Source organism: uncultured Metabacillus sp. (assembly GCF_947503125.1).
Classification (GTDB): Bacteria; Bacillota; Bacilli; order Bacillales; family Bacillaceae; genus Metabacillus.
In genome coordinates, this window is the sequence record NZ_CANNCR010000042.1 from 1 (window position 1) to 26214 (window position 26214).

At 39.1% G+C, this 26214-nt stretch carries 20 protein-coding genes and 1 pseudogene; 16 read left to right on the forward strand and 5 right to left on the reverse strand.

From position 1 onward, the window contains the following. Positions 1 to 243 precede the first annotated feature (243 nt). The 7 genes from Q1B07_RS19750 (at position 244) to Q1B07_RS19780 (ending at position 8934) form a co-directional block, all read left to right on the forward strand. Entirely contained in the window at positions 244 to 1179 is a 936-nt protein-coding gene (locus Q1B07_RS19750; RefSeq protein ID WP_299093208.1) for an AraC family transcriptional regulator, read from the forward strand. Positions 1180 to 1827: 648 nt separating this feature from the next. Beyond that, entirely contained in the window at positions 1828 to 2808 is a 981-nt protein-coding gene (locus Q1B07_RS19755) for a sugar phosphate isomerase/epimerase (protein WP_299093258.1), read from the forward strand. Between the two features lie 19 nt (positions 2809 to 2827). Then, on the forward strand, positions 2828 to 3853 hold the full coding sequence (locus Q1B07_RS19760; RefSeq protein WP_299093210.1) for a Gfo/Idh/MocA family oxidoreductase: 1026 nt from the start codon (positions 2828 to 2830) through the stop codon (positions 3851 to 3853). Positions 3854 to 3913: 60 nt separating this feature from the next. Next, complete coding sequence (locus tag Q1B07_RS19765; RefSeq protein ID WP_299093212.1) at positions 3914 to 5323, forward strand: sugar porter family MFS transporter; 1410 nt, start codon at positions 3914 to 3916, stop codon at positions 5321 to 5323. 472 nt (positions 5324 to 5795) lie between these two features. Next, positions 5796 to 7076 (forward strand): extracellular solute-binding protein, encoded by a 1281-nt coding sequence (locus Q1B07_RS19770; protein ID WP_299093214.1) that lies wholly within the window; start codon positions 5796 to 5798, stop codon positions 7074 to 7076. A gap of 47 nt (positions 7077 to 7123) precedes the next feature. Next, a complete protein-coding gene (locus Q1B07_RS19775; protein ID WP_299093216.1) occupies positions 7124 to 8077 on the forward strand; it encodes a carbohydrate ABC transporter permease in 954 nt (317 codons plus the stop codon). A 14-nt stretch (positions 8078 to 8091) separates the two neighbouring features. Then, a complete protein-coding gene (locus Q1B07_RS19780; RefSeq protein WP_299093217.1) occupies positions 8092 to 8934 on the forward strand; it encodes a carbohydrate ABC transporter permease in 843 nt (280 codons plus the stop codon). A gap of 345 nt (positions 8935 to 9279) precedes the next feature. Here Q1B07_RS19780 and Q1B07_RS19785 read toward each other — a convergent pair whose 3' ends face one another. Next, a complete protein-coding gene (locus Q1B07_RS19785; protein WP_299093219.1) occupies positions 9280 to 9519 on the reverse strand; it encodes a hypothetical protein in 240 nt (79 codons plus the stop codon). 137 nt (positions 9520 to 9656) lie between these two features. Next, the gene (locus tag Q1B07_RS19790; protein ID WP_299093220.1) at positions 9657 to 10091 is read right to left on the reverse strand and encodes an Rrf2 family transcriptional regulator; all 435 of its coding nucleotides are present in this window, start codon (positions 10089 to 10091) and stop codon (positions 9657 to 9659) included. A 202-nt stretch (positions 10092 to 10293) separates the two neighbouring features. Here Q1B07_RS19790 and Q1B07_RS19795 point away from each other — a divergent pair, with 202 nt between their 5' ends. Then, the gene (locus Q1B07_RS19795; protein WP_299093222.1) at positions 10294 to 11163 is read left to right on the forward strand and encodes an SDR family oxidoreductase; all 870 of its coding nucleotides are present in this window, start codon (positions 10294 to 10296) and stop codon (positions 11161 to 11163) included. Positions 11164 to 11329: 166 nt separating this feature from the next. Beyond that, on the forward strand, positions 11330 to 11959 hold the full coding sequence (locus Q1B07_RS19800) for a bifunctional 2-polyprenyl-6-hydroxyphenol methylase/3-demethylubiquinol 3-O-methyltransferase UbiG (protein ID WP_299093259.1): 630 nt from the start codon (positions 11330 to 11332) through the stop codon (positions 11957 to 11959). A gap of 223 nt (positions 11960 to 12182) precedes the next feature. Here the strand turns inward: Q1B07_RS19800 and Q1B07_RS19805 are convergent, their stop codons facing one another. Beyond that, on the reverse strand, positions 12183 to 13772 hold the full coding sequence (locus Q1B07_RS19805) for a PTS sugar transporter (RefSeq protein WP_299093224.1): 1590 nt from the start codon (positions 13770 to 13772) through the stop codon (positions 12183 to 12185). Between the two features lie 381 nt (positions 13773 to 14153). Between Q1B07_RS19805 and Q1B07_RS19810 the strand changes: the two genes are divergently transcribed. The 6 genes from Q1B07_RS19810 to Q1B07_RS19835 all read left to right on the forward strand — a co-directional run bounded on the left by Q1B07_RS19810 (position 14154) and on the right by Q1B07_RS19835 (position 23792). After that, complete coding sequence (locus Q1B07_RS19810; protein WP_299093226.1) at positions 14154 to 15674, forward strand: response regulator transcription factor; 1521 nt, start codon at positions 14154 to 14156, stop codon at positions 15672 to 15674. Positions 15675 to 15688: 14 nt separating this feature from the next. After that, on the forward strand, positions 15689 to 17476 hold the full coding sequence (locus tag Q1B07_RS19815; protein WP_299093227.1) for a sensor histidine kinase: 1788 nt from the start codon (positions 15689 to 15691) through the stop codon (positions 17474 to 17476). A gap of 144 nt (positions 17477 to 17620) precedes the next feature. Then, complete coding sequence (locus Q1B07_RS19820; RefSeq protein ID WP_299093229.1) at positions 17621 to 18910, forward strand: ABC transporter substrate-binding protein; 1290 nt, start codon at positions 17621 to 17623, stop codon at positions 18908 to 18910. A gap of 76 nt (positions 18911 to 18986) precedes the next feature. Then, on the forward strand, positions 18987 to 19862 hold the full coding sequence (locus tag Q1B07_RS19825) for a sugar ABC transporter permease (RefSeq protein ID WP_366945241.1): 876 nt from the start codon (positions 18987 to 18989) through the stop codon (positions 19860 to 19862). After that, positions 19855 to 20679 (forward strand): carbohydrate ABC transporter permease, encoded by an 825-nt coding sequence (locus tag Q1B07_RS19830; RefSeq protein ID WP_299093232.1) that lies wholly within the window; start codon positions 19855 to 19857, stop codon positions 20677 to 20679. Before Q1B07_RS19825 ends, Q1B07_RS19830 begins: the two co-directional genes overlap by 8 nt. A gap of 110 nt (positions 20680 to 20789) precedes the next feature. Then, positions 20790 to 23792, forward strand: a complete 3003-nt coding sequence (locus tag Q1B07_RS19835; protein WP_299093234.1) for a glycoside hydrolase family 2 TIM barrel-domain containing protein — start codon at positions 20790 to 20792, stop codon at positions 23790 to 23792. Between the two features lie 312 nt (positions 23793 to 24104). Here the strand turns inward: Q1B07_RS19835 and Q1B07_RS19840 are convergent, their stop codons facing one another. Beyond that, positions 24105 to 24299 carry an IDEAL domain-containing protein gene (locus Q1B07_RS19840; protein WP_299093236.1) on the reverse strand — a complete coding sequence of 65 codons (195 nt, stop codon included), beginning with the start codon at positions 24297 to 24299 and terminating at the stop codon, positions 24105 to 24107. 369 nt (positions 24300 to 24668) lie between these two features. Here Q1B07_RS19840 and Q1B07_RS19845 point away from each other — a divergent pair, with 369 nt between their 5' ends. Beyond that, complete coding sequence (locus Q1B07_RS19845; RefSeq protein ID WP_299093238.1) at positions 24669 to 25454, forward strand: N-acetylmuramoyl-L-alanine amidase; 786 nt, start codon at positions 24669 to 24671, stop codon at positions 25452 to 25454. Positions 25455 to 25466: 12 nt separating this feature from the next. Here the strand turns inward: Q1B07_RS19845 and Q1B07_RS19850 are convergent. Next, positions 25467 to 25746 (reverse strand): annotated as a pseudogene (locus tag Q1B07_RS19850) (PAS domain S-box protein); the annotation flags it as partial. Positions 25747 to 26214 lie beyond the last annotated feature (468 nt).

Consider the following 26214-nt stretch of genomic DNA (forward strand, 5'->3'; position numbering starts at 1 on the left):
ATGGAATAGAGTACAAGCTATCGGATATTCGCTAGACAAAAAAGGACCGGGCGGTTTTTGCCCGGTTTTTCTTATGACTTTTTACGATTTAGGTCTTGATAAATAACGAAATTACATCAGTTTTTCCTGAAGGTACAAGAAGGATCGCGAATCTTAGTTCATTGTTTTCAAACAGAAAATTAATTCATATAGGTATATTAATAGGGCTGAAAGAACTAGCCTTTGTTAGAGGTGAAATTAGTCTTGAATATCAATCAATTATTATCGGGGAAAACAGCTTTAAACAAATATCTTCACCATATATCCCATCATGAAGTTTCTCTTCATGTTCATTATTGGGGTGTTATGCCTAGTCATTACAATACTTCTCTTCATAAACATTCTTTCTATGAAGTATGTTTTGTTGTAGATGGGGAAGGTGAATATTTAGAATGTGATTCAACGTATAAGTTACAAAAAAATAAATTATTTCTTTCAAAACCTAATGTTTTACATCAAATTAAGAGTGAAAGAGGATTATTTCTTATCTATATTGGATTTGAATTAATAGATCCTGAGTCTAGTGAAAAATGGATAGAAATTATGGAGCAAATTGAGGAATGCAATGAGATCATGATCGATGTTGAAGAGGGAGCGCCTTTTGTGTTGCTTTGGGAATCTTTGCTTTTACAGGCTTCAAGAAGTGAGCATCCTTTCTTTGGAGAGATACTTACAAATACATCATATTCCCTCATTCTTTCTTTACTCGAAAGATTTAGTCCAATGCTTGCTAATAGATCAAATCCAAAAGACTCAGAAGAAGAGATTTCACAAATTTTAAGTCAAGCAATGTTGTATATTCAAGATAATTTATCAGGCACATTAAAGCTTAGTGATCTTGCGAAACATTTACATATTTCTAGTCGGCACTTAACCAGGCTTTTCGTAAAAGAGCTTGGAGTCAGTTATTCGGAGTATGTAAAAAACGAAAGAATTCAAAAAGCAGCTTTACTCCTTAAAACCACTAATTTAAGTATCAGGCAGATTAGTGAAAAAACAGGTTTTAAAAATGTTCATTATTTTACTCGTGTGTTTGCCGCTACAGTTAGACATCCTCCTGGTATTTATCGGACACTCTATACGGATCAAGAGCAATTGACATTTTCAGAAAAAGAGAAACCCTCACAATTCCCTGAGTGAGGGTTTTTGTTTGTGCTACCAGAAAATATAATAATTTTTCATTAGGACTTGGCGACAAGCCGGATTTTTCTAAAAAGGGAAGGAAAGAAAATTTTAACATAGTTTTTGTGTCTAGCTCCAGGCGCCGTCGGCGAAGCACAGGACGTGCAAGTGCAGTCAAGAGATAAGGCCTCCATAGTTTTTGACTGCCTCAAGGGTCTAGTCAAATCGGAATGGAAGGTAAAAGAACACCTTCTTTCCGATTCGCCAAATGCTTAGCGCCTTTCGGTTTTCTTATTTAACGAATTATGTCCTTAAAGTATAAAACAGTCGTCTATTTTGTGTAAATACATCTAATTAAATGCTGTATATAATCATATTAGAAACAATCTTTCCACTAACAAATGATAACGATTACACTTCCGATGTTATAGGGTTTTATACTTTTATATCCAATCTGTAAATATGTTGAATTTGGTATAGTTTTTGAGGGGAAATAGGATCATTTGATTCATAGAATGATTAAGGTGGTTTGTTGTGTCCTAAAAACATAAAGGGTATATATTATACTTAGTCAATGTTCCTGTAATGTCTATCTATATGTGGTTAGATTTTAATTAATTTTCATTTTACTTGTTAATAGAAGTACATTTAGGAGGAATGGATATGATGAAAACTGGATTAGTTACAGATATTTTAGGATACATGTCGTTTGAGGAAATGCTCGATACATGTGTTGAAAATGGTATTGAATCCTTAGAGTTAGGGTGCGGAAATTGGTCAAAAGCTCCACATGTAAATCTAGATCTATTACTTGATAGCTCAATTGAACGAGAAAAGTTTTTAGATGCGATTAAAAGTAGAGGTCTTGAGATTGCTGCGTTGAACTGTTCAGGTAATCAACTGGAACCTACTGAAGAGGGTGATGCTCATAAAGCAGTTGTTGAAAAGACTTTTCGACTTGCAGGACTTTTAGGAGTAGAAACAATCGTCATGATGTCTGGTTGTCCAAGTGGAGGACCTAATGATGTGACACCAAACTGGTTAACACACCCTATCTTACCGGCACATTTTAAAACGCTTGATTGGCAATGGAATGAAGTGGCATTTCCATATTGGGAAAAGGCAGTAAAATGTGCGAAAGATTTTGGCGTGAAAAAGATCGCCATTGAAAACTTAGGATGTAATCTTGTTCATAATCCAGAAACTCTATTTAAACTAAGAAATGAAGTAGGGGATATGGTTGGAATGAATTTGGATCCAAGTCACTTATTTTGGATGGGGGGCGATCCTATTTCAGCTGCAAGAGAATTAGGGGATGCAATCTACCATGTACATGCAAAAGATGTTCGAATAGAAAGAGGTATTAATGAGATTAATGGGCTAATTGATGTAAAACCAATGGAAAGCTTCCAAACTCGTTCTTGGAATTATGTAGCACTTGGCTATGGTCATGACATTAGTTATTGGAAGGAGTTCTTCACTGTTGTGAAGATGACAGGTTATCAAGGACCGGTTGTTCTTGAAATGGAAGACTTAACGATGGAACCCCTTACAGGAGTTAAGAAGTCTATGCATGTTCTTAAAGATGCGCTGCCAAGAGATTTCGAGAAAAGTAACTTAAGTACTTTCTCACTTGTTAAAAAATAAAACATAGGAGGTATACATTATGGGTTTAAAAATAGGTGTAATCGGTACAGGAGCAATTGGTCAAGATCATATTCGCAGAATCACACACGATTTAACAGGAGCAAAGATCGTTGCGGTGACAGACGTGAATGCTGAACAAGCAAAAGCTGTTGTTAAAATAGAAAATCTTGATGCAAAGGTATATGAAAATGGACATGATGTTATTAATGCAACTGAGGTTGATGCCATAATCGTAACTTCTTGGGGTCCTACACATGAGGAATTTGTGTTAGCATCCATTGCGGAAGGGAAACCAGTATTTTGTGAGAAGCCACTAGCTACAACTGCTGAGGGTTGTAAGAGAATCGTTGATGCTGAGGTTGCACAGGGAAAACAGTTGGTCCAAGTAGGTTTCATGCGCCGTTACGACAAAGGGTACCGTCAATTGAAAAAAGTTGTTGATAATGGAAAGATAGGTGAGCCTCTAATTGTCCATTGTGCTCACCGTAATCCGTCAGCTCCTGGCTTCAGTGGGGATATGGCACTGACAGATTCCTTCGTTCATGAAATAGATGTTTTGAGATGGTTACTCAATGACGATTATGTTTCTGCTCAGGTTATTCTACCTAGAAACTCACGTTTGGTAGAGAAGGAGTTGCAGGACCCTCATATTGTCTTACTAGAAACGAAACAAGGTATTCGAATTGATACAGAAATATTTGTGAATTGCCAATACGGATATGATATCCAATGCCAAGTTGTAGGAGAAACTGGTGTAGCCAACTTACCTGAGCCATCTAGTGTTCTCATTCGCAGTGAAGCAAAGCTTTCAACTGACATTTTAGTAGATTGGAAAGAACGTTTTATTGATTCCTATGATGTTGAACTACAAGAATGGATCAATTCTACTGTAAAAGGAGAAGTGAATGGCCCATCAGCCTGGGATGGTTATGTTGTTGCAGTGACGGCGGATGCTTGCGTAGAAGCTAAGCATACTGGTCAGATAGTACCAATTTCTATACCAGAATGCCCTGCATTTTATAATAAAGACTATATCATGCTGTAATCGATTTCTGGGAGTTATAATCTGACGTGTAATTTAAAACGCGGTAGGAGGAAATTTCTTATGAGTAAACAGGTAAATCAAACATCTTTTTTGCGAACAATCGTTTTAGTTTCGACATTCGGAGGGTTGCTTTTTGGATACGACACAGGTGTCATTAATGGCGCCTTGCCTTATATGTCTGAAGCTCTTGGTCTTAATTCGTATACTGAAGGTCTTGTTGCAAGTTCGCTTCTTTTTGGTGCTGCACTAGGTGCGGTATTCGGCGGTCGACTCTCAGATTATTATGGCCGCCGCCAAAACATCCTTTATCTAGCGGTGTTGTTTTTTATTGCGGCACTTGGATGTACGCTTGCTCCGAACGTTACTGTGATGATCATTTTTCGATTTTTACTCGGTTTAGCTGTTGGAGGCGCATCTGTCACAGTCCCAACATTTTTGGCAGAAATGTCACCTGCTGATAGTAGAGGAAGAATTGTTACGAAGAATGAATTAATGATTGTTAGCGGACAATTTTTGGCATTTGTGTTTAATGCTATTTTAGGTAATATAATGGATGATAATGTGCATGTTTGGCGATATATGTTGGCCATTTCTGCCCTCCCGGCTTTATTCCTTTTCTTAGGTATGCTTAAGGTTCCAGAGAGCCCGCGTTGGCTTGTTTCAAAGGGGAAAAATGGAGACGCTTTCCGAATTTTACAGTTAATTAGGGAGGAGAAGCAGGCTAAATCAGAACTAAGTCAAATTGAGGATGCAATTTCTGCTGAGTCAAACCTCGAAAAAGCAACGATTAAGGACATGTCTATACCATGGATGCGCCGTATCGTATTTATCGGAATTGGAGTAGCTGTTGTGTCTCAAGTTACAGGTGTAAACTCAATCATGTATTATGGGACTGAGATTTTGAGAGATGCTGGCTTTGAAACATCTGCCGCGCTAATTGGTAACACTGCGAATGGTTTAATTTCAGTATTAGCCACACTTGTCGGGATTTGGCTCCTAGATAAAGTAGGGCGTAGACCAATGATGCTTACTGGATTAACAGGAACGACATCAGCCCTTCTTCTTATTGGAATACTCTCATTCACTCTTGAAGGATCAGCCGTACTTCCATATGTGATGTTAACATTAACCGTGACATTTTTAGCTTTTATGCAAGGAGCGATTGGACCAGTATTATGGGTCACACTTTCAGAAATATTTCCTTTGAGGTTGAGAGGTTTTGGAATGGGGATTAGCGTATTTTTCCTATGGATAACTAACTTCTTTATCGGTTTGGCCTTCCCGATTATGCTCGATAAAATAGGACTTTCTACTACATTTCTTGCTTTTGCTGTGATAGGAATTGTGTCTCTCTTCTTCATTTATAAATATTTACCGGAAACAAAAGGACGATCACTTGAAGAAATTGAAGAGCACTTTCGTACCTATGATGAGCAAGATGTACTGTTAAAGAGAGCGAAAGAAATGTAACATCAGGAATATGGGTAATGCTTGCGGAAAAATTCTCAACTTATTTGTTTCAAAGCAAGTGATGTTATAAACATCACATTTGTTAAGAGGTAGTTACTTGAAAAAAGCCCGAATCTTGATTTTATTTTTTTACCATTAGCTGCATGATAACATGAGAAGAAGTAACACATAAAATTAATTATCTGTATATTCAAATTATTTAAAATTATTTTGTAAACGTTCCCATATCATCCGTGTTAGTTAGGAAACTATTAGTAATGAGGTAAGCTTCAAATCTTATTTTGTAAGGTTTGAAGCTTTTAACTTGATAATATTTATCTAAAAGGTGGAGACTGGTTACGGTTTCCACTTTTTTGCAAAATACTCTTGAAAACCCTTACATTATAATTGACAAACGCTTACATTTTGAATAGAATGAAAATTAACTTAGTTTATTGAGTATACATACTAACCTAACCGAGGAGGTAAAGCAATGGGCAGAAAAGTGGCTTGGCCAAAGTTTTTCCTGATCATCGTTTGTTTCACTGTTATCGTCTGGGCTTCGGGTTGTTCTCAGAGCTCGAGCGGGGAATCATCAGACAATAAGCTGACTGTGTGGTTATGGCCTGGAATGGGAATTGAAGATCAGATTAAGCAATATGCGGAAGAAAATGATATTGAAATAGAAATCCAACTTGCTGAATTTAATGACGTGCATAATAATTTAACCACTGCATTGGCTGCAGGAAGTGGGGCGCCGGATGTCGCGGCAATTGAAGTAAAAGGGATTGTGAAGTATTTGGATTATCCGGAACATTTTTATAACTTACTAGATTTTGGGGCCGATGAAGTGAGCAGTGATTATTTTGATTGGAAATGGAAGCAAGCGATGACGCCGGACGGTAAAGCGGTGATCGGCCTGCCGACAGACATTGGGCCGCAAGCGATGGCCTATCGAACCGATGTGTTTGAGGCAGCGGGATTGCCTACTGATCGAGAAGAGGTTGCACAACTGATTCAAACGTGGGATGACTACCTTGAGATAGGCGAACAAATTAAAGAAAAGACAGGCAAGGCAATGATTGATAATGCAAGTGCGCTTTATTCTGTCATTGAAGGCCAGGGCAAAGAAAAGTATTACGATGAAAATGGACAAGTCATCGTCAGCAAAAATCCCCAACTTAAAAAAGCGTATGACTACACGATGCAACTCATTGAAAAGGACCTTTCTGCAAGTTTCGATGGCGGGTCTACGGAATGGGGCACAGGCTTAACGAACGGCGACTTTGCTACGGTCATGATGCCTGCATGGCAGATGGTGTCTGTGAAAGCAAATGCACCAAATGCTGACGGAAAGTGGGATCTAACACAAATACCAGAAGGTTCAGGGAATCAGGGAGGATCTTTTCTCACCATACCAAAACAATCCGATAATCCAGAAGAAGCGTATAAGTTAATTAAGTGGTTGCTTTCACCTGAGCAGCAGCAGGTAACGTTTGAAGAAAAAGGAAACTTTCCTTCTACCCCAGAAACATATGAAACGGAAGCTCTTCAAAATTTCACGGATGATTACTTTAGCGGTGCTCCTGTAGGAAAAATCTATGCTCAAGCTGCCGAAAGAGTAAAACCGGTTATCGAGGGTAAAAATTCAATTAATATTGAGAAAATCATGACAGATGCCGTTGTAAGGGTTGAAGATGGGCTTCAGCGATCAGAGGAAAGCTGGGAAAGAGCGATGGATAAGCTGAAGAGATACGAAGAGCTAGACAATTAATTCTATTATTCACAGAATTTTTCATTGAAGAAAGGGTGGAGGATAGTATGAGTGTCAACATTGAACTGGACAAGAATCGAAAACAAATCGCTCAACAGAAAAAGAGCCGGGGGCAATTATCCCAGCGAACGAAGGATCATATATCCGGTTATCTTTATATTTCCCCGTTTTTTATTCTATTTGGAATTTTTGGGGTTTTCCCTCTCGTCTATACTGCCTTTATTTCATTTCACGATTGGAATATCCTTGGCGGTAAAGAGTTTATCGGAATCAATAACTATGCTGTTTTATTTTCCGACCCGGTTTTTTGGATTTCCATTCGAAATACGTTTAGTATTTGGATCCTTTCGACATTGCCTCAATTATTTATAGCGTTAGTACTGGCATTTATTTTGAATCAAGCGTTTATAAAAGGAAAACAGTTTTTCCGGCTTTCCATCTTTTTGCCTAATATTACTTCCATTGTAGCAGTAGCCATTATCTTTTCTTCGATTTTCGGTGAGCAATATGGCATTCTCAACTACTTGCTCTCCTTAATAGGAATCGATCCGATCAATTGGAAAGGCTCAACACTTGCTACTCATATTGCAATTGCTTCAATGGTGATGTGGAGATGGACAGGCTATAATGCCATCATCTATTTGGCCGCTTTGCAAAGTATCTCGAAGGATTTATATGAAGCAGCAACGATTGACGGAGCAAGCAAAACACAGCAATTCTTTCATATCACGATCCCAATGATCCGACCTATGATCATCTTTACCGTTATCTTATCAACCATTGGCGGTTTGCAAATTTTTGCGGAACCACTAATGTTTTCTGGATTGGGCGGCGGTGCTATGGAGCAAGGGTTAACGATTACACTTTACCTTTATGAAGAGGCCTTTGTCAGGGATTCATTTGGGTATGCATCATCGATCGCATGGGTGTTATTCTTGATTATCGTTCTGTTCTCGTTATTTAATTTATTCTTAACAAACAGGATAAAATCTGCAGACTAGGAGGAAGAGGATCTATGAAAGAGGTTGGTGTATCAAAATTTTCGTTCGGCAGACAAATAACCTATGGTTTTTTAATCATCATAACCATTCTATCCATATTTCCGTTTTATTGGATGTTTGTTATAGGATCAAATCAAACTTCTGCAGTTAATAGCTTTCCACCAAAGATGATCCCGGGTACTGACTTTTTTGAAAATGCGGCAAAGGTCTTTAATAATATTGACTTTTTAGCTGCGATCACAAATTCATTTATCGCGTCAACGGCGATTACCATTTCGGTGCTGTTCTTTTGTTCGCTTGCGGGATTCGCGTTTGCGAAATTGCATTTTAAGGGGCGGAACTATCTGTTTATTTTTGTTATTGCGACCATGATGGTTCCTACTCAATTAGGGCTTATACCGTCCTACATGATTGTAAGTAAATTAGGCTGGATTAACTCCTTAAACGCCGTTATCGTTCCAGGGATGGTCAATGCATTCGGTGTCTTCTGGATGAGGCAATACATTTCATCGACGATTCCTGATGAATTGCTTGATGCAGGAAGAATCGACGGATGTTCGAATTTTCGTTTGTTCTGGAATATAACGGTTCCTGCTGTACGCCCTGCAATTGCGACATTAGGGTTAATCACATTTATGAATGTTTGGAATGACTTCCTCTGGCCATTGGTCGTATTGAAAGACCGGAGCGTTCATACAATCCAAATTGCGCTCAGAACACTGAATAGCGCTTATTTCCAAGACTTTTCAATGATTTTAGCCGGGACATTCATGGCCACGATCCCAATATTAATCGTATTTTTACTTTTCAGTAAGCATTTTATAGCAGGACTCACAGAAGGATCTGTGAAACATTAGTGAAGAGAAAAAGGTTGGGAAGTATAAAATTTTAACCTAGTTTTAGTGTCTAGCTCCAGGCGCCATCGGCGAAGCACAGGATGTGCAAGTGCAGTCAAGAGATAAGGACATCGCGTTTTTGACTGCCTCAAGGGTCTAGTCAAATAGGAATTGAAGGGAAAGAACACCTTCTATTCCTATTCGCCTTATGCTTGTCGCCGAATGCTAAGCGCCTTGCGCTTCTCTTAGTAACTAACAGATAGTTAAGTTGAATAAGAATTGAATAAGCAGCTAAAAGGATCTTCCAAGCAGAAGATCCTTTTCAGTACCGTTAATACCTCATTGTGTTAATTAAAAGTGAATATACTATACATGATCTTTTAATTCATCCATTAATTGTCGAGAACGTTTAGCATTGCCTTCAGCAAAATTTCGCAATCGGTTTTGTAGTTCTTCATTGTCATGAATGCGTTCCGCCGTGATCAAGTATGTTTTCATCATTTCATTTTCTCTTTCTAAAGACATTTGTAAGATTTGTTTTAGTGACTTCTTAGATAATTCGTCTTCGTTGTCATCATCACGATCATAATCCAGTTCGTGGTTCATTTTAATCCTCCTATGATTTACTTCTCTTATGTTTTGTACATAAAAATCATCATTTATGCTAAAAGACTATTTCTGATAACGTATTTTTTGTCAACCTCTCTTGTTTTAAGGAGATTTTTATGGTCTGTCTTGTTGAACTAACAAATATTTTCTTTAGTAGCAATATCCTTCACGACATCTTCTAAAGTAACATTTTTTAAAACCTTCTCCATTGCCAATTGTGCTGCTGAGAATAATGGTTCAATTGTATTCTGGATGTTCCTACCTACGAGACAATCAGGATTTGGATTTTCATGTTTGCTAAACAATTCTTTCTCTTGTACAACATTAACCGCCTTATAAACGTCGAACAGTGTAATTTCAGATAATTCCTTTGCGAGTTTAGCCCCTGCAATACCTGGATGTACTTCAATCAAACCGGCTTTTTTTAGCATTCCCATTAGTTTTCTAATAACGGCTGGGTTCGTGTTAACACTTGAAGCTAAAAATTCAGAGGATGTTACCCCTTCTTTATTTAATTCAATTAGAGCCAATATATGAATTCCGACAGAAAATCGGCTGCTGATAGACATATTCAGTTACCACCCATTCACTATTTTAGTTATTTAAATATATTCTTCATCATGTAATTAATTTGATTACAAGTTTATTATACCAAATTACGAACAAAATCATAAATAGTATTTCACCTGTTGACAAAATAGATACAGGTAACTAAAATGAATACATGTAATCAAGGTTGTTACAGAATAAACCGATTAGGAGGAATATAAAGTGAAAATATTAGTTACAGGAGCAACAGGGAAATTAGGTTCAAAGGTTGTAGAATCATTATTGAAATCTATACCTGCAAGTGAGCTGGCAGTAAGTGTTCGAAATCCAGAGAAAGCAGAAGGACTTTGTAATCGTGGAGTGGAAGTTCGTCAAGGAGATTTTGACCGTCCAGAAACATTGGATACTGCTTTTAAAGGGATTGACCGCTTATTAATTATTTCTGCTGATGGTGACAATGAAACAAGAATTCATCAACATACTAATGCTGTCCAAGCAGCTGAGCGTGCAGGGGTAAAATTTATTGCTTACACAAGTTTGGCAAATGCAACAGAAAGCAAAAATTTAATGGCTCCTCCTCATGTTGCGACAGAAGCAGCTATCATTAAGACGGGTATCCCATATTCTTTCTTGCGTAACAATTGGTATTTGGAAAACGAAATCGGAAGCATTCAAGGTACCATGGCAGGATCTCCCTGGGTTACTTCTGCTGGAGGAGGTAAAGTAGGTTGGGCACTGCAACAAGATTACGCAGATGCTGCGGCAGCGGTTCTTGTTGGAAACGGTCATGAAAATACAGTATATGAACTTTCTGGTCCTCTTTTAGCTCAAGAAGAATTGGCATCTGCTCTTGGTAATGTATTGGGTAAAGAAATACCTGTACAACAAGTTAGTGACGAAAAATATGCAGAGATTATGAAAGGCTTAGGTTTACCTGATTTTGTGATTCCGATCGTAGTAGGAATTCAAGAAAGCATTCGGAACGGTTCACTGGAAGTTGAAAGTAATGATTTTGAGAAAGTTCTTGGTCGTCCAGTTACACCGATCAACGAAGCGCTAACCCAACTTGTTAATTCAATTTCACAAAAGTAAAACTTAGAAAGTGAGAATGTGGAAAAATATACTAACGAGTAGCTATAATTAAAAGCAGCTAAAAGGATCTTAGATTGAAGATCCTTTTATGCTGCATTGTGGCTCAACAACATTCCGGGCACATTCCTAAAAGAATGGCAAGCCAGGCGTTAAAGGAGATTGATATATATTGGAATTCTGGGAATCAAGTTTTATAGAAAAACAAACGATGTGGGGATTTGAACCTGCAGAATCCGCAATCTTAACAAAGAACTTTTTTCTTGAAAGGAATGTTAAGGATATACTGGTACCAGGTATTGGATATGGCAGAAATGCAAAGGTTTTTATTGACAACGGAATAAATGTAACAGGTATTGAGATTTCAAAAACAGCGATTGATTTGGCGAGGCAAAACGGGCTTGATAGTAGTATTTTTCATGGTTCAGTAACTGACATGCCTTTTGATAACAGACTCTATGACGGTATATTTTGCTATGCACTTATTCACTTATTGAATAAACATGAGAGAGATAAGTTTATTAAAGATTGCTATAATCAGTTAAAGCCAAATGGATATATGATTTTTACAACTGTTTCAAAGAAAGCCCCAATGTTTGGAAAGGGTAAACAATTGGATAAAGACTATTTCGAGATAATGGAAGGCGTAAAAATGTTTTTTTATGATTCTGACTCCATAAAACAAGAATTTGGACAATATGGACTGGTAGAGATTTCAGAAATTGATGAGCCAAATAAGAACATGAAAGGTAAACCTCCAATAAATTTTATAATTGTAAAATGTAAGAAGCAACTATAAAGATAAAGTAAGAAAAGCGCAAGCGCCTTGATCAGCCTAGGGCAAATAAGACGATTTAGTATAGAAGGCGTTCTTTTGCCTTCAATTCTAAATTGGCTAGACCCTAGAGGCAGTCAAAAACTAGGACGTCCTTATCTCTTGACTGCACTTGCACGTTCTGTGCTTCGGGGCTAGGCGCTGGAGCTAGACACAAAAACTAAGTACAAAAAGTTATACTTTAATATTAAGCAGATAACAATTCATCTTTATTCCTTGCTTTTTTCTTAGCAAGCAAATTAACAAAGAGTGTAATCATGAACGCACATACTAAACTTCCTAGCATCGCAATGATAAAACCACTCATATTGTTGGAAAGGAAAGGAGCCATGACGGATGGAACATAGGCTGTTCCGCGTACATCAAAGAGACCAACCAGCAAGCCTCCTATACCGGATGAGACGATGGCTCCAGCAAATATAAGTTTGTTGGAGAACATGAAGGGATAGGCTGCTTCCACAAATGTACCAAATCCAACATTAATCAAAAATCCTGGTGTAGCTACTGCGGCTTCTCCTTTATCTCGAGGGGCAACAATATTAGCTAATGTGATGCCAGCTGATACCATCACTAAGCCGACCATATCGACCGCAACTAAAAAACTGTTTCCGGTACGTTCCATTTCTAATAAGACGATTGGGAGAATCGCAGCATGATAGATTCCTCCGATGATTGCTGGCCAAATGAGTAAACCGGCGATCAATCCTGCAAGAATCGGATTCATTGCGACAAGTGTATCTAATAATGAGCGAATCCCTTCACCAAGTTGAAGAGCGATCGGAGCGAAAAGAAAATAGACGATTAATCCTGAGATTAATCCAGCAATCCCGCCAGCAGCAATATTGACAGTTGTAGCTGGAAATTTCCATTCCACACATTTTCTGAAAATATATTGAACCAAAAGCCCTGCACCAATCCCGCCAATAATTCCCCCAATAATTCCGCCGTTTGTGGACAGTACGCCTGCCACAATTCCAGCAACGATGGAAACATCATCAAGGTCAGCCACTTGCTTTGCGGCAATAACTGCTAGAATAATTGGAAGGGCATTGATCATCAAATCAAAAACATCGCCAAGCATAGATAAAGCAGGGATCTTACTTAATGCGAGAACTAATGCCATCGCAATAAAACCAGGTAGTGAGGCAAGCATCATTCCGCGAATATTTATCCTTCTCCAAGGTGACGTTTTTTGGGTATTTTCGGAAGCAGTTACTTTCCCGATAATCGGACGATAAGAAATCCCCCAGTGCTTACTTAATGATGTCATAAAGGTCACCGCGCGTGTTCGATTGGTCGTTCCAGTCGTTCCCGATGTGGAAATAACATGTACCCCTTTTGAACTAATCGTTGCCATGGAGGTGCCGCCCGTCCCTGTTGCCGGCAATTTCATTTTTGCTGCGGCTTCGACTGCTTTTTTGTTGGCGCCATTTGGATCAGCACTCATGAAGATTAGCCCATCAATCTCTCCATTTTCAATCTTTTCTGAAATTTCTTGGTCTGTTTTTGCTGCTTCTTTATTGACCTCCTTTAATGTTCCTTCCAGCATTATATATGGCTTACCCGAATGTTCATCCCAGCCATAAAGAGTGGCTTCTGTAAAATCTTTCACCGAATCCATCGAGCCTTTAGCCGCAATAAACTGGAGAGATTTGCACTTCATCCCTGCTGCTTCTATTTGCAAAAGAAGTTCGCCAAGAAGTTTCTCTGGTTCCTTCCCACCGAGAGAATAAAGATTCCCTCCACTGCTACCAAGGATAGCAACTTTCCTTTTCATGATTGATACCCCCAAAATAATTTAATATATGTCAATATTATAATTTAGTATTTTAATTAATTAAAGTGATAATGAGATAAAATGTGAAAGTAAAATTTAGTAAATTAAAAGTATAGGGACCTTTTTTAATGGAGGAATAGTGCCTGTACCTATGTGGCCAGTCTAATAGTATGCCCATGTTCGCCATTCCCCCGCCAATCTAACCAATCCTTATGTTCCAATCCACCTTCCCTAACAAAAAATCTGGTATAATATGAATATTTAGACACAGTTTTTCGACAAAGATTTTAATCTTAAAGGCTTTTCTACTATTTGCAAATACTTTATCAGTCAAATGGCATTGCCACGTTTTTAGATAGAGAAAAAAGGGGTGTTAGGCGAGTGAGTGATTTGTGTAAGGTGGTCATTGTTGATGATGAACTTTTGATCAGACAGGGGATTAAGCATTATATTCAATGGGAGCAGGAAGGCTTTCAAATTGTGGGTGAGGCATCGAATGGGCAGGAGGCGCTGCAGGTGATTGATGCGGTGAGGCCGCATATTGTGATCACCGATATTGTGATGCCGGTGATGGATGGGGAAGAGCTTACGAAAGTGATTAGAAATCAGTATCCTGATATTGAAGTCATTGTGCTCAGCAGTTTTGGGGAATTTGATTATGTGCGTTCGACCTTTCAACATGGTGTGACAGATTATATTTTAAAGCCGACATTAGATGGGGATATTCTTTTGAAAACGCTTAACAAGGCAGTGGAGAAAATTCCATCGTTAACGATTAAGAAACAGACAAATGAGATTTCAGTCCAGGCTATGCTGGATAAATGGATGACAGGGTTTGAAGGTGATGGTGAGGAGACTGCTGTCATTGAAGCCTTTCCTTACTCCTATTACCTCATTATCGGGGTAGATGTGAAAAAACGGGAAAGTTCCTGGCCATCTTTAGAAAAAACGATCACCGATGAGCTGGAAAAACATGTGACAGAGTTTGTTCGTTATCCGCTGCCTACAGAGGATGGCTACAATACCTTATTAATAAATGTGAATGAAGAAAACATACCGTCCGTTATTGCGTTTATGGAGAGGGTTGCTGCTTCTTATACTCATTTTAATTGGGCGGTGAGCAACCCATTCAAAGCTGTGCAGGAAGTGAAGCAGGTATATGACAATAGCTTTGTCAGACTGATGAACCATGCATTTTATTATCCGGAGAAAAATTTCTTCAGGTATGAAGGGATAAAGGAGCAGCCATCGGTAAACGAGCCGTTTAACTTAACAGCGTTCACGGAAATGTTTAAGCGAGAACAGTTTGAAAAGGCAATGGATTATTTGCAGTCACATGTATCTGATATAACAACAACCAATTCGATGAATGTCGCCGAATTTAAACGATTTTTAAGCAATGTCATTTTTAATATTACCTTGCTTTTAAACAATATGGGATTCGACTCTTCAACCGTTAATCAAAAGAAATTTGCTTATTTTACTGCGATTGAGGGAGCCGATCATGTAGATGAGGCGGTTGATCAATTACAGCAATTTTTAGCTGAGGTCACAACGATTGTTGGACAACCATCAAATAATGATCCAAGTGTAAAACGAATTCTTGATTATATTGAAGAGCATTATGCAGAGCCGCTCACACTAACAGAATTGGCGAAGCAATTTCATTTTAATCCAACGTACTTATCTACGTACTTCAGTACCCATATTCATGAGGGGTTTACTGAGTATGTAACAAAGGTTCGCATTGAAAAATCGCTCGAGCTTTTGCATAATCGCAACATCTCGATCTCCGACATCAGCGGAAAGGTAGGCTATTCTGATCACAGTTATTTTTGCAAGGTTTTTAAAAAGCTTAAAGGCATGTCGCCGAGCAGCTACAGGAAACAATTTGTAAAGTAGAAAAGAGAGTGAACATGAAGCGCCTTTTAGAAAAATATAATGTCCGCGGATTATTTATTAAAATGTTTTTCGTCATGTTTGTTAGCATTGTGGTGGTGTCTGTAACGATTACTTACAGCACCATTCGCATGTCCGAGCAGCTGTTTATAGACACATTCAGCATCACGAATTCGAAGATCATCAATCAGCTTCATCGCAGCATGGACGAATTTAGTTATTCGGTTGCGGCAGCTGCCAGCGAAGTCCAAGGAAGCGGCATTATAAAAAGTTATTTAACCCAAGAAAATGCCAATTCACTATCGATGACGAAGCTGTATTATAATACAGACGTTCAAATGGAACAGATTTATTATGAAACGATTGATGACTATAAATTAAGCATGACCATTACTGGTGAAAATGGACGCCTTTTTTCAACCAATCGTGCCTATTGGCCAACGACGTTCGAAGAACTGGAAAGGGCTGACATAACGGAGAATACGTACAAAAAGCCTAAACAGCTGTTGTATCAGTTTGTCGAAAAGGGTGTGATGAGCAATTCAGAGCCGATGATTGTCATCACGAAGGCGCTGATGGAGCAGACAGCAGCCAGTATATATGGTGCCGTCTATATTGCTATCAAGGAATCTGACTTTAAACAGTTTTATATCCCTTATACAAGTGAAGGCAATGACATGATTGTGCTTAATTCAGCTGGGAAGATTTTTTCCAGCAATCAGTCGGAAATGGTTGGTCAAAATTCTAGTGAGCTTTTGCGGTATGCAGAAGAGATTATACAGGATGGGGTTGAGTATAAAAACATTGAGTTTTTAGGCAAAGATCAACTCATCTTGGCCACGTATCTCCCTGCAATTGATATGTATGTGGTGAATTTGATCGACAAGGAATTGGTGATGGACAACCTGATTAATACAAAAACAATCATCATGATCAGTGCGTCGATTGTCCTTATTGCTTTAATGGCCGTCTTCTTAATCTCGAGAAGACTGACAAAATCATTAACACTGCTTGTGAAGCAAATTTCAACCATCTCCAAAAATCAATTTGACGGCTATGTCACTGTATCCGGGAGCTCTGAGACAAAAGAGCTTGCCCATGCGTTTAATTACATGCTTGATGAGCTTCATGACTATATAAAAGAGCTGATGGAATCACAAAAAAAACAGCGTAATGCAGAATTGGCTGCCCTCCAGCGGCAAATCAATCCGCATTTTCTGTATAATACGTTAGCATCTGTGAAAATCATGGTTCAGCAAGGCAACAAGGAAAAAGCGGCAGATACGATCAATGCCTTGATTTCGTTGTTGCAGCATGCTGTGGGGAATGTCAATGAAACGATCTCGGTAAAGGAAGAAATTGAGAATTTAAAAAGCTATGTGTTTATTAACCAGGTGCGCTACGGAAATCGCATCAATGTCAATTACTTCATTGCGCCAGACTGTTTGTATCTGCAATTGCCAAAGCTTGTGATCCAGCCATTTATTGAGAATGCTTTTTTTCATGGCTTTACGAAAAAACAGGAAGGAATGATTCATATTGCGATTCAAAGAGAAGGTGAAAGGCTGATATGTGAAGTTGTCGATAATGGTGATGGAATGCAGATGGAGGGACGGAATCTGTTGCCGGCATCGAAACGGAAAAAGAAGCTCTTCAGCGGGATTGGCGTTCGAAATGTAAACGAAAGGATTAAATTGCTTTATGGAGAAGATTATGGTGTTCATATCTCCAGTGAAATTGGAGTTGGAACCCATATAAAAATCATCCTTCCTGTTCAAGAATCGAAAGATATTCCTAAAATCTAAAAATAATACCAATGGTGAAGGTATGGATCATAATAAAAACCAAATATTTTGATAAAACAATATAAAGATCGTTCTAACGGTCTTTTTTTCTTAAATGCTATGATTATCTCAAGAAGTGAAACGCTTACAAAAGGGGGAAACATAATGAAAAAGGTATTACTATTATTGGTGGCAGCTATTTTCTTCTTATCAGCTTGCTCATCATCAAATGGCTCTGATTCAGCTGGTGAAGGCGGAGGATCAGAAAGCAATGAAGTGACGATCTGGGCATGGGACCCAAAATTTAATATCGCGGCATTAGAGATTGCAAAAGAAATTTATGAGAAAGAAAATCCAGATGTCAAAATTAATATTGTCGAAAATGCACAGCAAGATATTGTTCAAAAATTAAACACAGGGTTAAGCTCTGGAACAACAAATGGACTTCCTTCGATTGTTTTAATTGAGGATTATCGCGCACAAAGCTTTTTGAAAGCGTACCCAGATGCATTTTATGAATTATCAGATGTGTTTAATAAAGATGATTTTGCTGAGTATAAAGTAACCGCAACAAGTGTTGACGGAAAGCAGTACGGCTTGCCATTTGATACTGGTGTAACAGGCCTTTATGTCCGTACAGATTATTTAGAACAGGCTGGATATACAGTTGAAGACCTGCAGGGCATTACATGGCAGGAATATATTGAAATCGGTAAAAAAGTGAAAGAAGCAACTGGAAAGCATATGCTTACTATTGACCCGAACGATCTTGGCTTTATTCGTGTCATGATTCAAACAGCAGGTTCTTGGTACTTGGATCAAGATGGTGTAACACCGACTCTTGCTGGAAATGAAGAAATTAAAGAAGCTTTTGGCATTTACAAAGAAATGGTGGATGCAGATATTGTGAAACCGAACTCTGACTGGAGCCAGTTTGTTGCAAGCTTTAACTCTGGAGATGTGGCATCGATTCCAACAGGAAACTGGATTACACCTTCTGTAAAAGCAGAGGCATCACAATCAGGTAAATGGGCGGTTGTGCCAATTCCTAAATTATCTGCGGAAGGTGCTGTAAACGCATCCAATCTTGGCGGCAGCTCATGGTATGTGTTAAATGGTCCAAATGCAGAGAAAGCAGCTGATTTCTTAGGGAAAACATTTGGTTCAAATGAAGAGCTTTACAAACGTCTAGTGACGGAAATTGGGGCAATTGGTACGTTTAAGCCGGCTGCAACCAGTGAGGAATACAAAGCAGCAGATGAGTTCTTTGGCGGACAAAAGATTGTGTCAGATTTTGCAAAATGGACAGAAGAAATCAAGGGATTAAACTACGGGATGCACACATATGCAGTTGAAGATATTTTAAAAGTCGAAATGCAGAACTACCTAAATGGGAAAGACATTGAAGACGTGCTGAAGGATGCTCAAGCACAGGCAGAAGCACAGCTAAAATAAGGAATTAAAACCATCCCCGTTCCATAGGAAAAGCTTAAGAACGGGGATGTTCATTTCTTTAGGGGGAGTGAGAAAGATGAGCAGTAAACTGAAACATACCGTCATTGGCTGGTCATTCATTGGCATCTCAGTCATCATGATTTGTGCCTTTTACTTTTATCCAATGGTGCAGGCTCTTATTTTATCGTTCCAATCAGGTGCCGGAACGAATTTGCAGTTCGTTGGCTTCGAAAATTACCAACGGCTTTTAACCGATTCTACGTTTATTACCGCTGTCAAAAACACCTTTATTTATTTAATCATTCAAGTGCCAATTATGATTATTTTGGCGTTGTTCTTATCTGTTCTCTTGAATGACCGCACCTTAAAGTGGAAGGGGATTTACAGAACGGCGATCTTCCTGCCTGCTGTAACCTCACTCGTCGGTTATTCCGTTATTTTTAAATATTTGTTTGCCCCTGAAGGATTAATAAATACGTTATTACTAAAGGTTGGCTTTATTTCAGAAGCGATTAACTGGCTTGGCGATCCGTTCTGGGCAAAGGTGACGATTATTTTGGCGATTACATGGCGCTGGACAGGCTATAATATGATTTTTTATCTATCTGCTCTTCAAAATGTTGATCAATCGATTTATGAAGCAGCAAAAATTGACGGAGCTTCCGCATGGCATCAATTTTTCAAGATCACAATCCCGATGTTAAAGCCAATTATCTTGTTCACTTCGATCACATCAACGATTGGAACGCTGCAATTGTTTGATGAGGTCATGAATATTACAAAAGGCGGACCTGGTGATGCAACGACAACGATTTCGCAATACATTTACAATCTGTCGTTTAAATATACACCAGACTTTGGCTATGCCGCGACAGTTTCTTACTTTATTGTCATTATGATCGTGCTTCTCTCCATTATTCAATTTAAAGTGGCAGGTGATCGAAATGATTAAATTGAAACGAATTTTTATGTATGTTCTTTTAACCATTGCAGCCATCATTTCAGTGTTTCCGCTCTTTTGGATGGTCATCAGCGCAACGAATCAATCTGTTGATGTAACAAGAGGCAGACTGCTTCCTGGAGCCCACACACTTGAGAACTTACAAGCGCTATTAAATAGTGTTGATCTTATGACAGCCCTAGCAAATTCGGCGAAAATTTCCATTACAACAACGATCCTTTCTATGCTGATCGCGTCATTAGCAGGGTATGGGTTTGAAATTTATAAAAGCAAAGCGAAGGATATTGTGTTTACGATCTTACTATTGTCAATGATGATTCCATTTGCCTCCTTGATGGTACCGTTATACCGCATGTTTGGTTCGATATCGCAAACGATGCCGGCGATTGGGATCAATACGTTATCAGCGGTCGTGTTGCCAACGATGACAACGGCATTCTTAATCTTTTTCTTCCGTCAAAACACGAAAATGTTCCCGAAAGAGCTTGTAGAAGCAGGACGAATTGACGGATTAAGCGAGCTTGGTGTGTTCTTCCGTATTTATGTGCCGACGATGAAAACAACCTATGCAGCAGCAGCGATTATTACATTTATGGCAAGCTGGAATAACTATTTATGGCCGTTGGTTGTGCTTCAATCACCAGATAAAATGACGATTCCATTGCTGATTTCGAATCTGGGCTCAAGCTATTCACCGGATTACGGAATCATCATGATGGCACTCGTCATTGCAACACTACCAACTGCACTGATCTTCTTCTTAATGCAAAAGCACTTTGTTGCAGGAATGATGGGATCGGTGAAGTAATTTTAAATGATGACAAAGAAGTGAGGGGACCGATTGTTTTCGTCACCTCCTTCTTTGTTAGAAAAAAGAAAATGGAGCCAATTTAATAAAGAAAGAGAAGTGAAACTGATATGACGACACCTACAGAAAAATGGCTGACAGATTTAAATGTGTTTGCTGTCAATCGAATTCCAGCCCATTCTGATCACCTATACTATGAAACAGTCCAAGAAGCGAGAGAACGCCGTCCGATGAAGTGGAGACATAGTCTGAATGGCAGCTGGAAATTTTCATATGCAGTGAGTCCGGAGACGAGGGCAAAATCGTTTTATCAAGCCGATTTTGACTGCAGCGGCTGGGATACAATTCAAGTGCCGGGCCATATCCAGCTGCAAGGCTACGGAAATCCGCAATATGTGAATACGATGTATCCATGGGATGGGGTGACACATGTGCGGCCGCCGGAAATTCCTGAGAGCTTTAATCCGGTCGGCAGCTATGTAAAGACATTTACGGTGCCATCTAACATGGTAAATAAACCGTTATTTATTTCCTTTCAAGGAGTTGAATCTGCTTTTTATGTCTGGCTGAACGGTCAATTTGTCGGTTATAGCGAAGACAGCTTTACCCCTGCGGAATTTGATTTATCAACATTTGTCAAGGATGGGGAAAATAAGCTGGCAGTTGAGGTATATCAACGAAGTACGGGAAGCTGGCTTGAGGATCAGGATTTCTGGCGCTTTTCCGGAATATTCCGTGACGTGTATTTGTACACAGTGCCTGAGATTCATGTGCAGGATCTTCATGTCCGTACGGAGCTCGATGATTCGTTTACAAAAGCGGTTTTACATGTTGATACGAAACTATCTGCTGATATTTTGTTGAGACTGGAAGATGCTGAGGGAAAAATCGTAGCTGAGGGAGCAGCCGATGCTGTTGGTGCATGTCAGCTATCAGTGGAACATCCTCACCTATGGAGTGCTGAATCGCCATATTTATACCAGTTGTTTATTTCCGTGTTTGACGCTTCAGGAAAGCTTGTTGAAGTCATTCCGCAAAAGGTCGGCTTCAGAAGATTTGAAATGAAAAATAAGGTTATGCATTTGAATGGCAAACGAATAGTTTTCAAAGGTGTCAACCGCCATGAATTCAATTGCCGCCGCGGCCGTGCTGTCACAAAAGAGGATATGCTTTGGGATATTAAAACGATGAAGCAGAACAACATCAATGCGGTACGGACATCGCATTATCCGAACCAAACCGAGTGGTATGAGCTTTGCGATGAATATGGTCTCTATGTCATCGATGAAATGAATTTGGAAACACATGGATCATGGCAAAAGTTGGGCGCCGTTGAGCCGTCTTGGAATATCCCTGGAAACAAGCCTGAATGGCAGGAGATTGTCATGGACCGTGCAATCTCCATGTTTGAGCGAGATAAAAATCACCCTTCTATCCTGATTTGGTCGTGCGGAAATGAATCATACGCAGGTGAAGTGATTTTAAATGTCTCGAAATATTTTAAATCAGTAGACCCAGGTCGTCTCGTTCATTACGAAGGAGTTTTCCATAATCGCGATTACAACGAAACAAGTGATATGGAAAGCCGCATGTATGCTAAGCCGGCTGATATTATCGAGTATTTAGAGGATAATCCGGAAAAGCCGTATATCAGCTGTGAATATATCCATGCCATGGGCAATTCACTCGGTGGCATGCACAAGTATACAGACCTTGAAGCGAAATACCCGATGTATCAAGGCGGGTTCATTTGGGATTTCATCGACCAGTCGCTGATCAAAAAAGATCGTTATGGTAATGAATTTCAAGCCTATGGCGGAGATTTTGGAGACCGTCCGACAGACTACAATTTCTGCGGCAATGGAATTGTTTATGCAGATCGCAGACTGTCGCCAAAAATGCAGGAAGTTAAGTTTTTGTATCAAGACATCAAGCTAATCCCTGATCAGCAGGGCGTTCTTGTGAAAAATGAACAGCTTTTTGCAGGAACGGATGCCTACGAGCTGCAATGCACGGTTTATCGTGAAGGAAACGAAGTGTTTACGAAATCGCTTGAGCTTGACGTTCCCGCGCAAGAAGAAAAATATATAGCACTGGAATTGCCTGAGTTTGAAGAGGTTGGAGAATATGCGATCCATACTTCGCTTCATTTAAAAGAAAAAACAATCTGGGCAGACCAAGGCCATGAGGTGGCATTTGGACAATTTATTTATGATGTGGAAAAAGTCGAAACACTGCCTGTTGTGAAAGACTCAGCATTTCATGTTGTCCATGGTGATGTGAATATCGGCGTTCACGGTACAAACTTTAGTGTGTTATTTTCAAGAGCGCAAGGATCACTTGTCTCGCTTAACTATGCTGGAAACGAAATGATTGCCTCGCCGCCGTACCCGCTGTTCTGGCGGGCAATGACTGATAATGACAAAGGAAATCATTTCGCATTTGATTCACATGGCTGGTACACATCAAGCTTATTTAGAAAGTGTACCGCAATTGATATTGAGGAACAAACGGATAAAGTGACGGTTTCCTTTAAATACGAACTTCCAATTAGCAAAGATGTGCATGTAGTGACTGCTTACACAGTTTATCCGAACGGCTATATTCATGTGAGCTATTCCTATGCCGGTGCAAGCCAGTTACCTGATCTGCCCATCCATGCAATGTCCTTTAAACTATCAGCTGATTACAATCAGCTAACATGGTATGCGCAAGGACCGGAAGAAAATTACGAGGATCGCGTACATGGAGCAAGACTGGGCATCTTTAAAAACAAAGCCGAGGATAACGTGTCAGCGTACCTCGTCCCACAAGAATCAGGTGGGCGCACAGGCGTCCGCTATGTAAAAATTGCTGATGGAAAGGAAACAGGCATCAAAATCGCCTATAAAGAGAAACCATTCCAGTGTAATGTTTCACCATACACTGCCTTTGAACTCGAAAACGCCGCCCACCATTACGAGCTGCCAAACATCCACTACACAGTAGTGACAGTAGCTGGGCGCCACATGGGCGTAGGAGGCGACGACAGCTGGGGCGCCCCAGTGCATGAAGAATACCACATCAAAGCTGATCAGAATTTCGATTTTGATTTTGTGATTCAGCCGCTGTAATTGATAGGGAATGACCCCTTCTTGTTGGGCATGTAGGAAACGATGCTGCCTGGCAGGAAGGGGTTTTTGTTTCGATTTGAACCCATGGGAAGAGGGATGCTACGTGAATAGCGATGATTGAACCACGAATTCGGGGAATTGAACCACAAAAGGCAGGTAATGAACCACGGATTACGAAAATTGAACCATCAATTGAGGAAATTGAATCACAGCCCGCGTGATGCCAAGTGAATAGTGGTGATTGAACCACGATCACCCAAACAAAAAGCCCTTATCTAAAATCGAGTTAGATAAGGGCTCTTATATGATGATTTAAGAAATACTCTTTAATTCCTCTGTTAATCGTAAAAATTCATGTTTGTTTTTATCTCGCAAGGATTGGTCGATTTTCTTTTGGATCGTTTCTTTTCGGAAATCAAGCAGAGCTTTGTCTAACACCATTTCAGCTAATAGGGCATCGATCACATTACCTTCAGTGTTTGGTGAATGAAGCAAATTCTTTTCCATAAAAATCAACTCCTAGACCTTTTTTCTATTATACTACCCATTTTTGAAATTTTCAAAACATTTAATCTGGAAATTTAATACAACAATTTCAACGGCGCTTCCGAAGTCAAATAAGAAAAACATTAGATGAGTTTTGTTACATTTCTTTATCAGAAAAAGACATGTTAATGGTTCCCTCTTATTTAATCAACAGGAAAAATTTTGCTTTTTTACTCGTTGGCACCAAGGTGTATATCCGTTCCTACTATATAAGTAAGGATCAAATTATAGTAATCTAGTACATTAATTCACTATTCTATCAAAAAATAGGTATTTAATAGTTTCCTCTGTTGCTTATCCCACATACAGTACAAGCAAAGGAGGTTTTTTATGACTACAATTGTATTGGACCCTGGGCACGGTGGAACCGACTCCGGTGCCGTGAATCAGTCCTTTTTTGAAAAAACATTCAACTTAGATATAGCTTTAATGATACGTAACTATTTACGGAAACATTATGATGTCAATGTTATCATGACAAGATCAACGGATACGGAACTCAGTTTGTTTACTCGAACAAATCTAGCTAATCAAGTGAACGCCGACTATTTCTGCTCCATTCATATTAATGCAGGCGGAGGAACAGGTTGGGAGAGTTATATTTATAATGGTTCCGTGTCTGAGCAAACCGTTAGAGCTCAAGAGACGATTCACAACTATGTCATGAGCCAAATTCGCCCCTACGGTGTTCGAGATCGCGGTATGAAACGAGCAAATTTTCACGTTCTTCGTGAAACTAATATGCCTTCTATATTGTTGGAAAATCTATTTATCGATACCAATTTTGACTTAAATCTTTTGCGAAACAAGACGTTTCTAGAAAAGTTGGGGAACGCCATTGGTGAAGGACTCGCTAGAGCGTTAGCACTATCGAGAATAAATGTGGATTTGTATGTCGTGATAGCTGGAAGTTTTGTATCACTTGACAACGCCCAACAACGCAGAAATTTCTTAAGATCAAATGGAATAGAAGCTATTGTCGTTACAACAGAAATTGATGGTGTTACTAAATATAGAGTTCAATCCGGAGCCTTTCGTAACCGAGATCTGGCTGAAGTCAGACTTGACGTTGTTCAAAACCTTGGAATTGAAGATGCTTTTATCATTACAAAATAGCGGATTACTGATCAAGTTAAAAACACGGACACTAAACTCATTATTTATTTTTTTTACCTGTTTTTATAAAAACAAATTCGTCTTGTAAAGTGAAAGAACGTTTTCCTTCTCTGATTCTTTCTACAGTTCTTTTAAACGTAGTAGAATTTTGAGAATCAATTTTTGGAAATGGCATCGAGAGAAGTTCGTCCCTACTGTACCCAAATCTTTCACACCTAACTGTGTTTACTTCAAGAAATCGAGTTGGGAAATGCTCTTCATTCATTTCCACTAAGTATACTGCATCAGGTGACAAAGGTATGGCTCTCGACTGTTTTTTATGCATGATTTTTTACATTGTTTATGTATCAACGTTTTCGACTTCTGAAGAAGTTTGGCAACTGCATAAAAAAAGGGGGCGCATCACCTTCACAATGGGGAAAATAATGTAAAGAGACGTTACCATATGTCAGGAGAAAATTCAAAAAAGTAATTGACAACTCCGCTATTTGTTCAGTATATTTGAAGTATAAATTGATATCGTTCTCCTAAAGGGGAGTAGCTTTTACAGCAAAGTCGTCATTTCAGAGGTTTTACATCTCTCGGCTTTGTTGGCAACGAATTTGTTGTTAGCAAGACCTTTGCCATTGGTAAAGGTCTTTTATTGTCTAAAAAACCTTTGCCATTTTTGGCAAAGGTTTTTTTATGCTCATTTACGGAGGACCTAGATAAAGGAGAGAAGACAAATGAAATGAGTGAGTGCAGATTCTTTATAAATGGC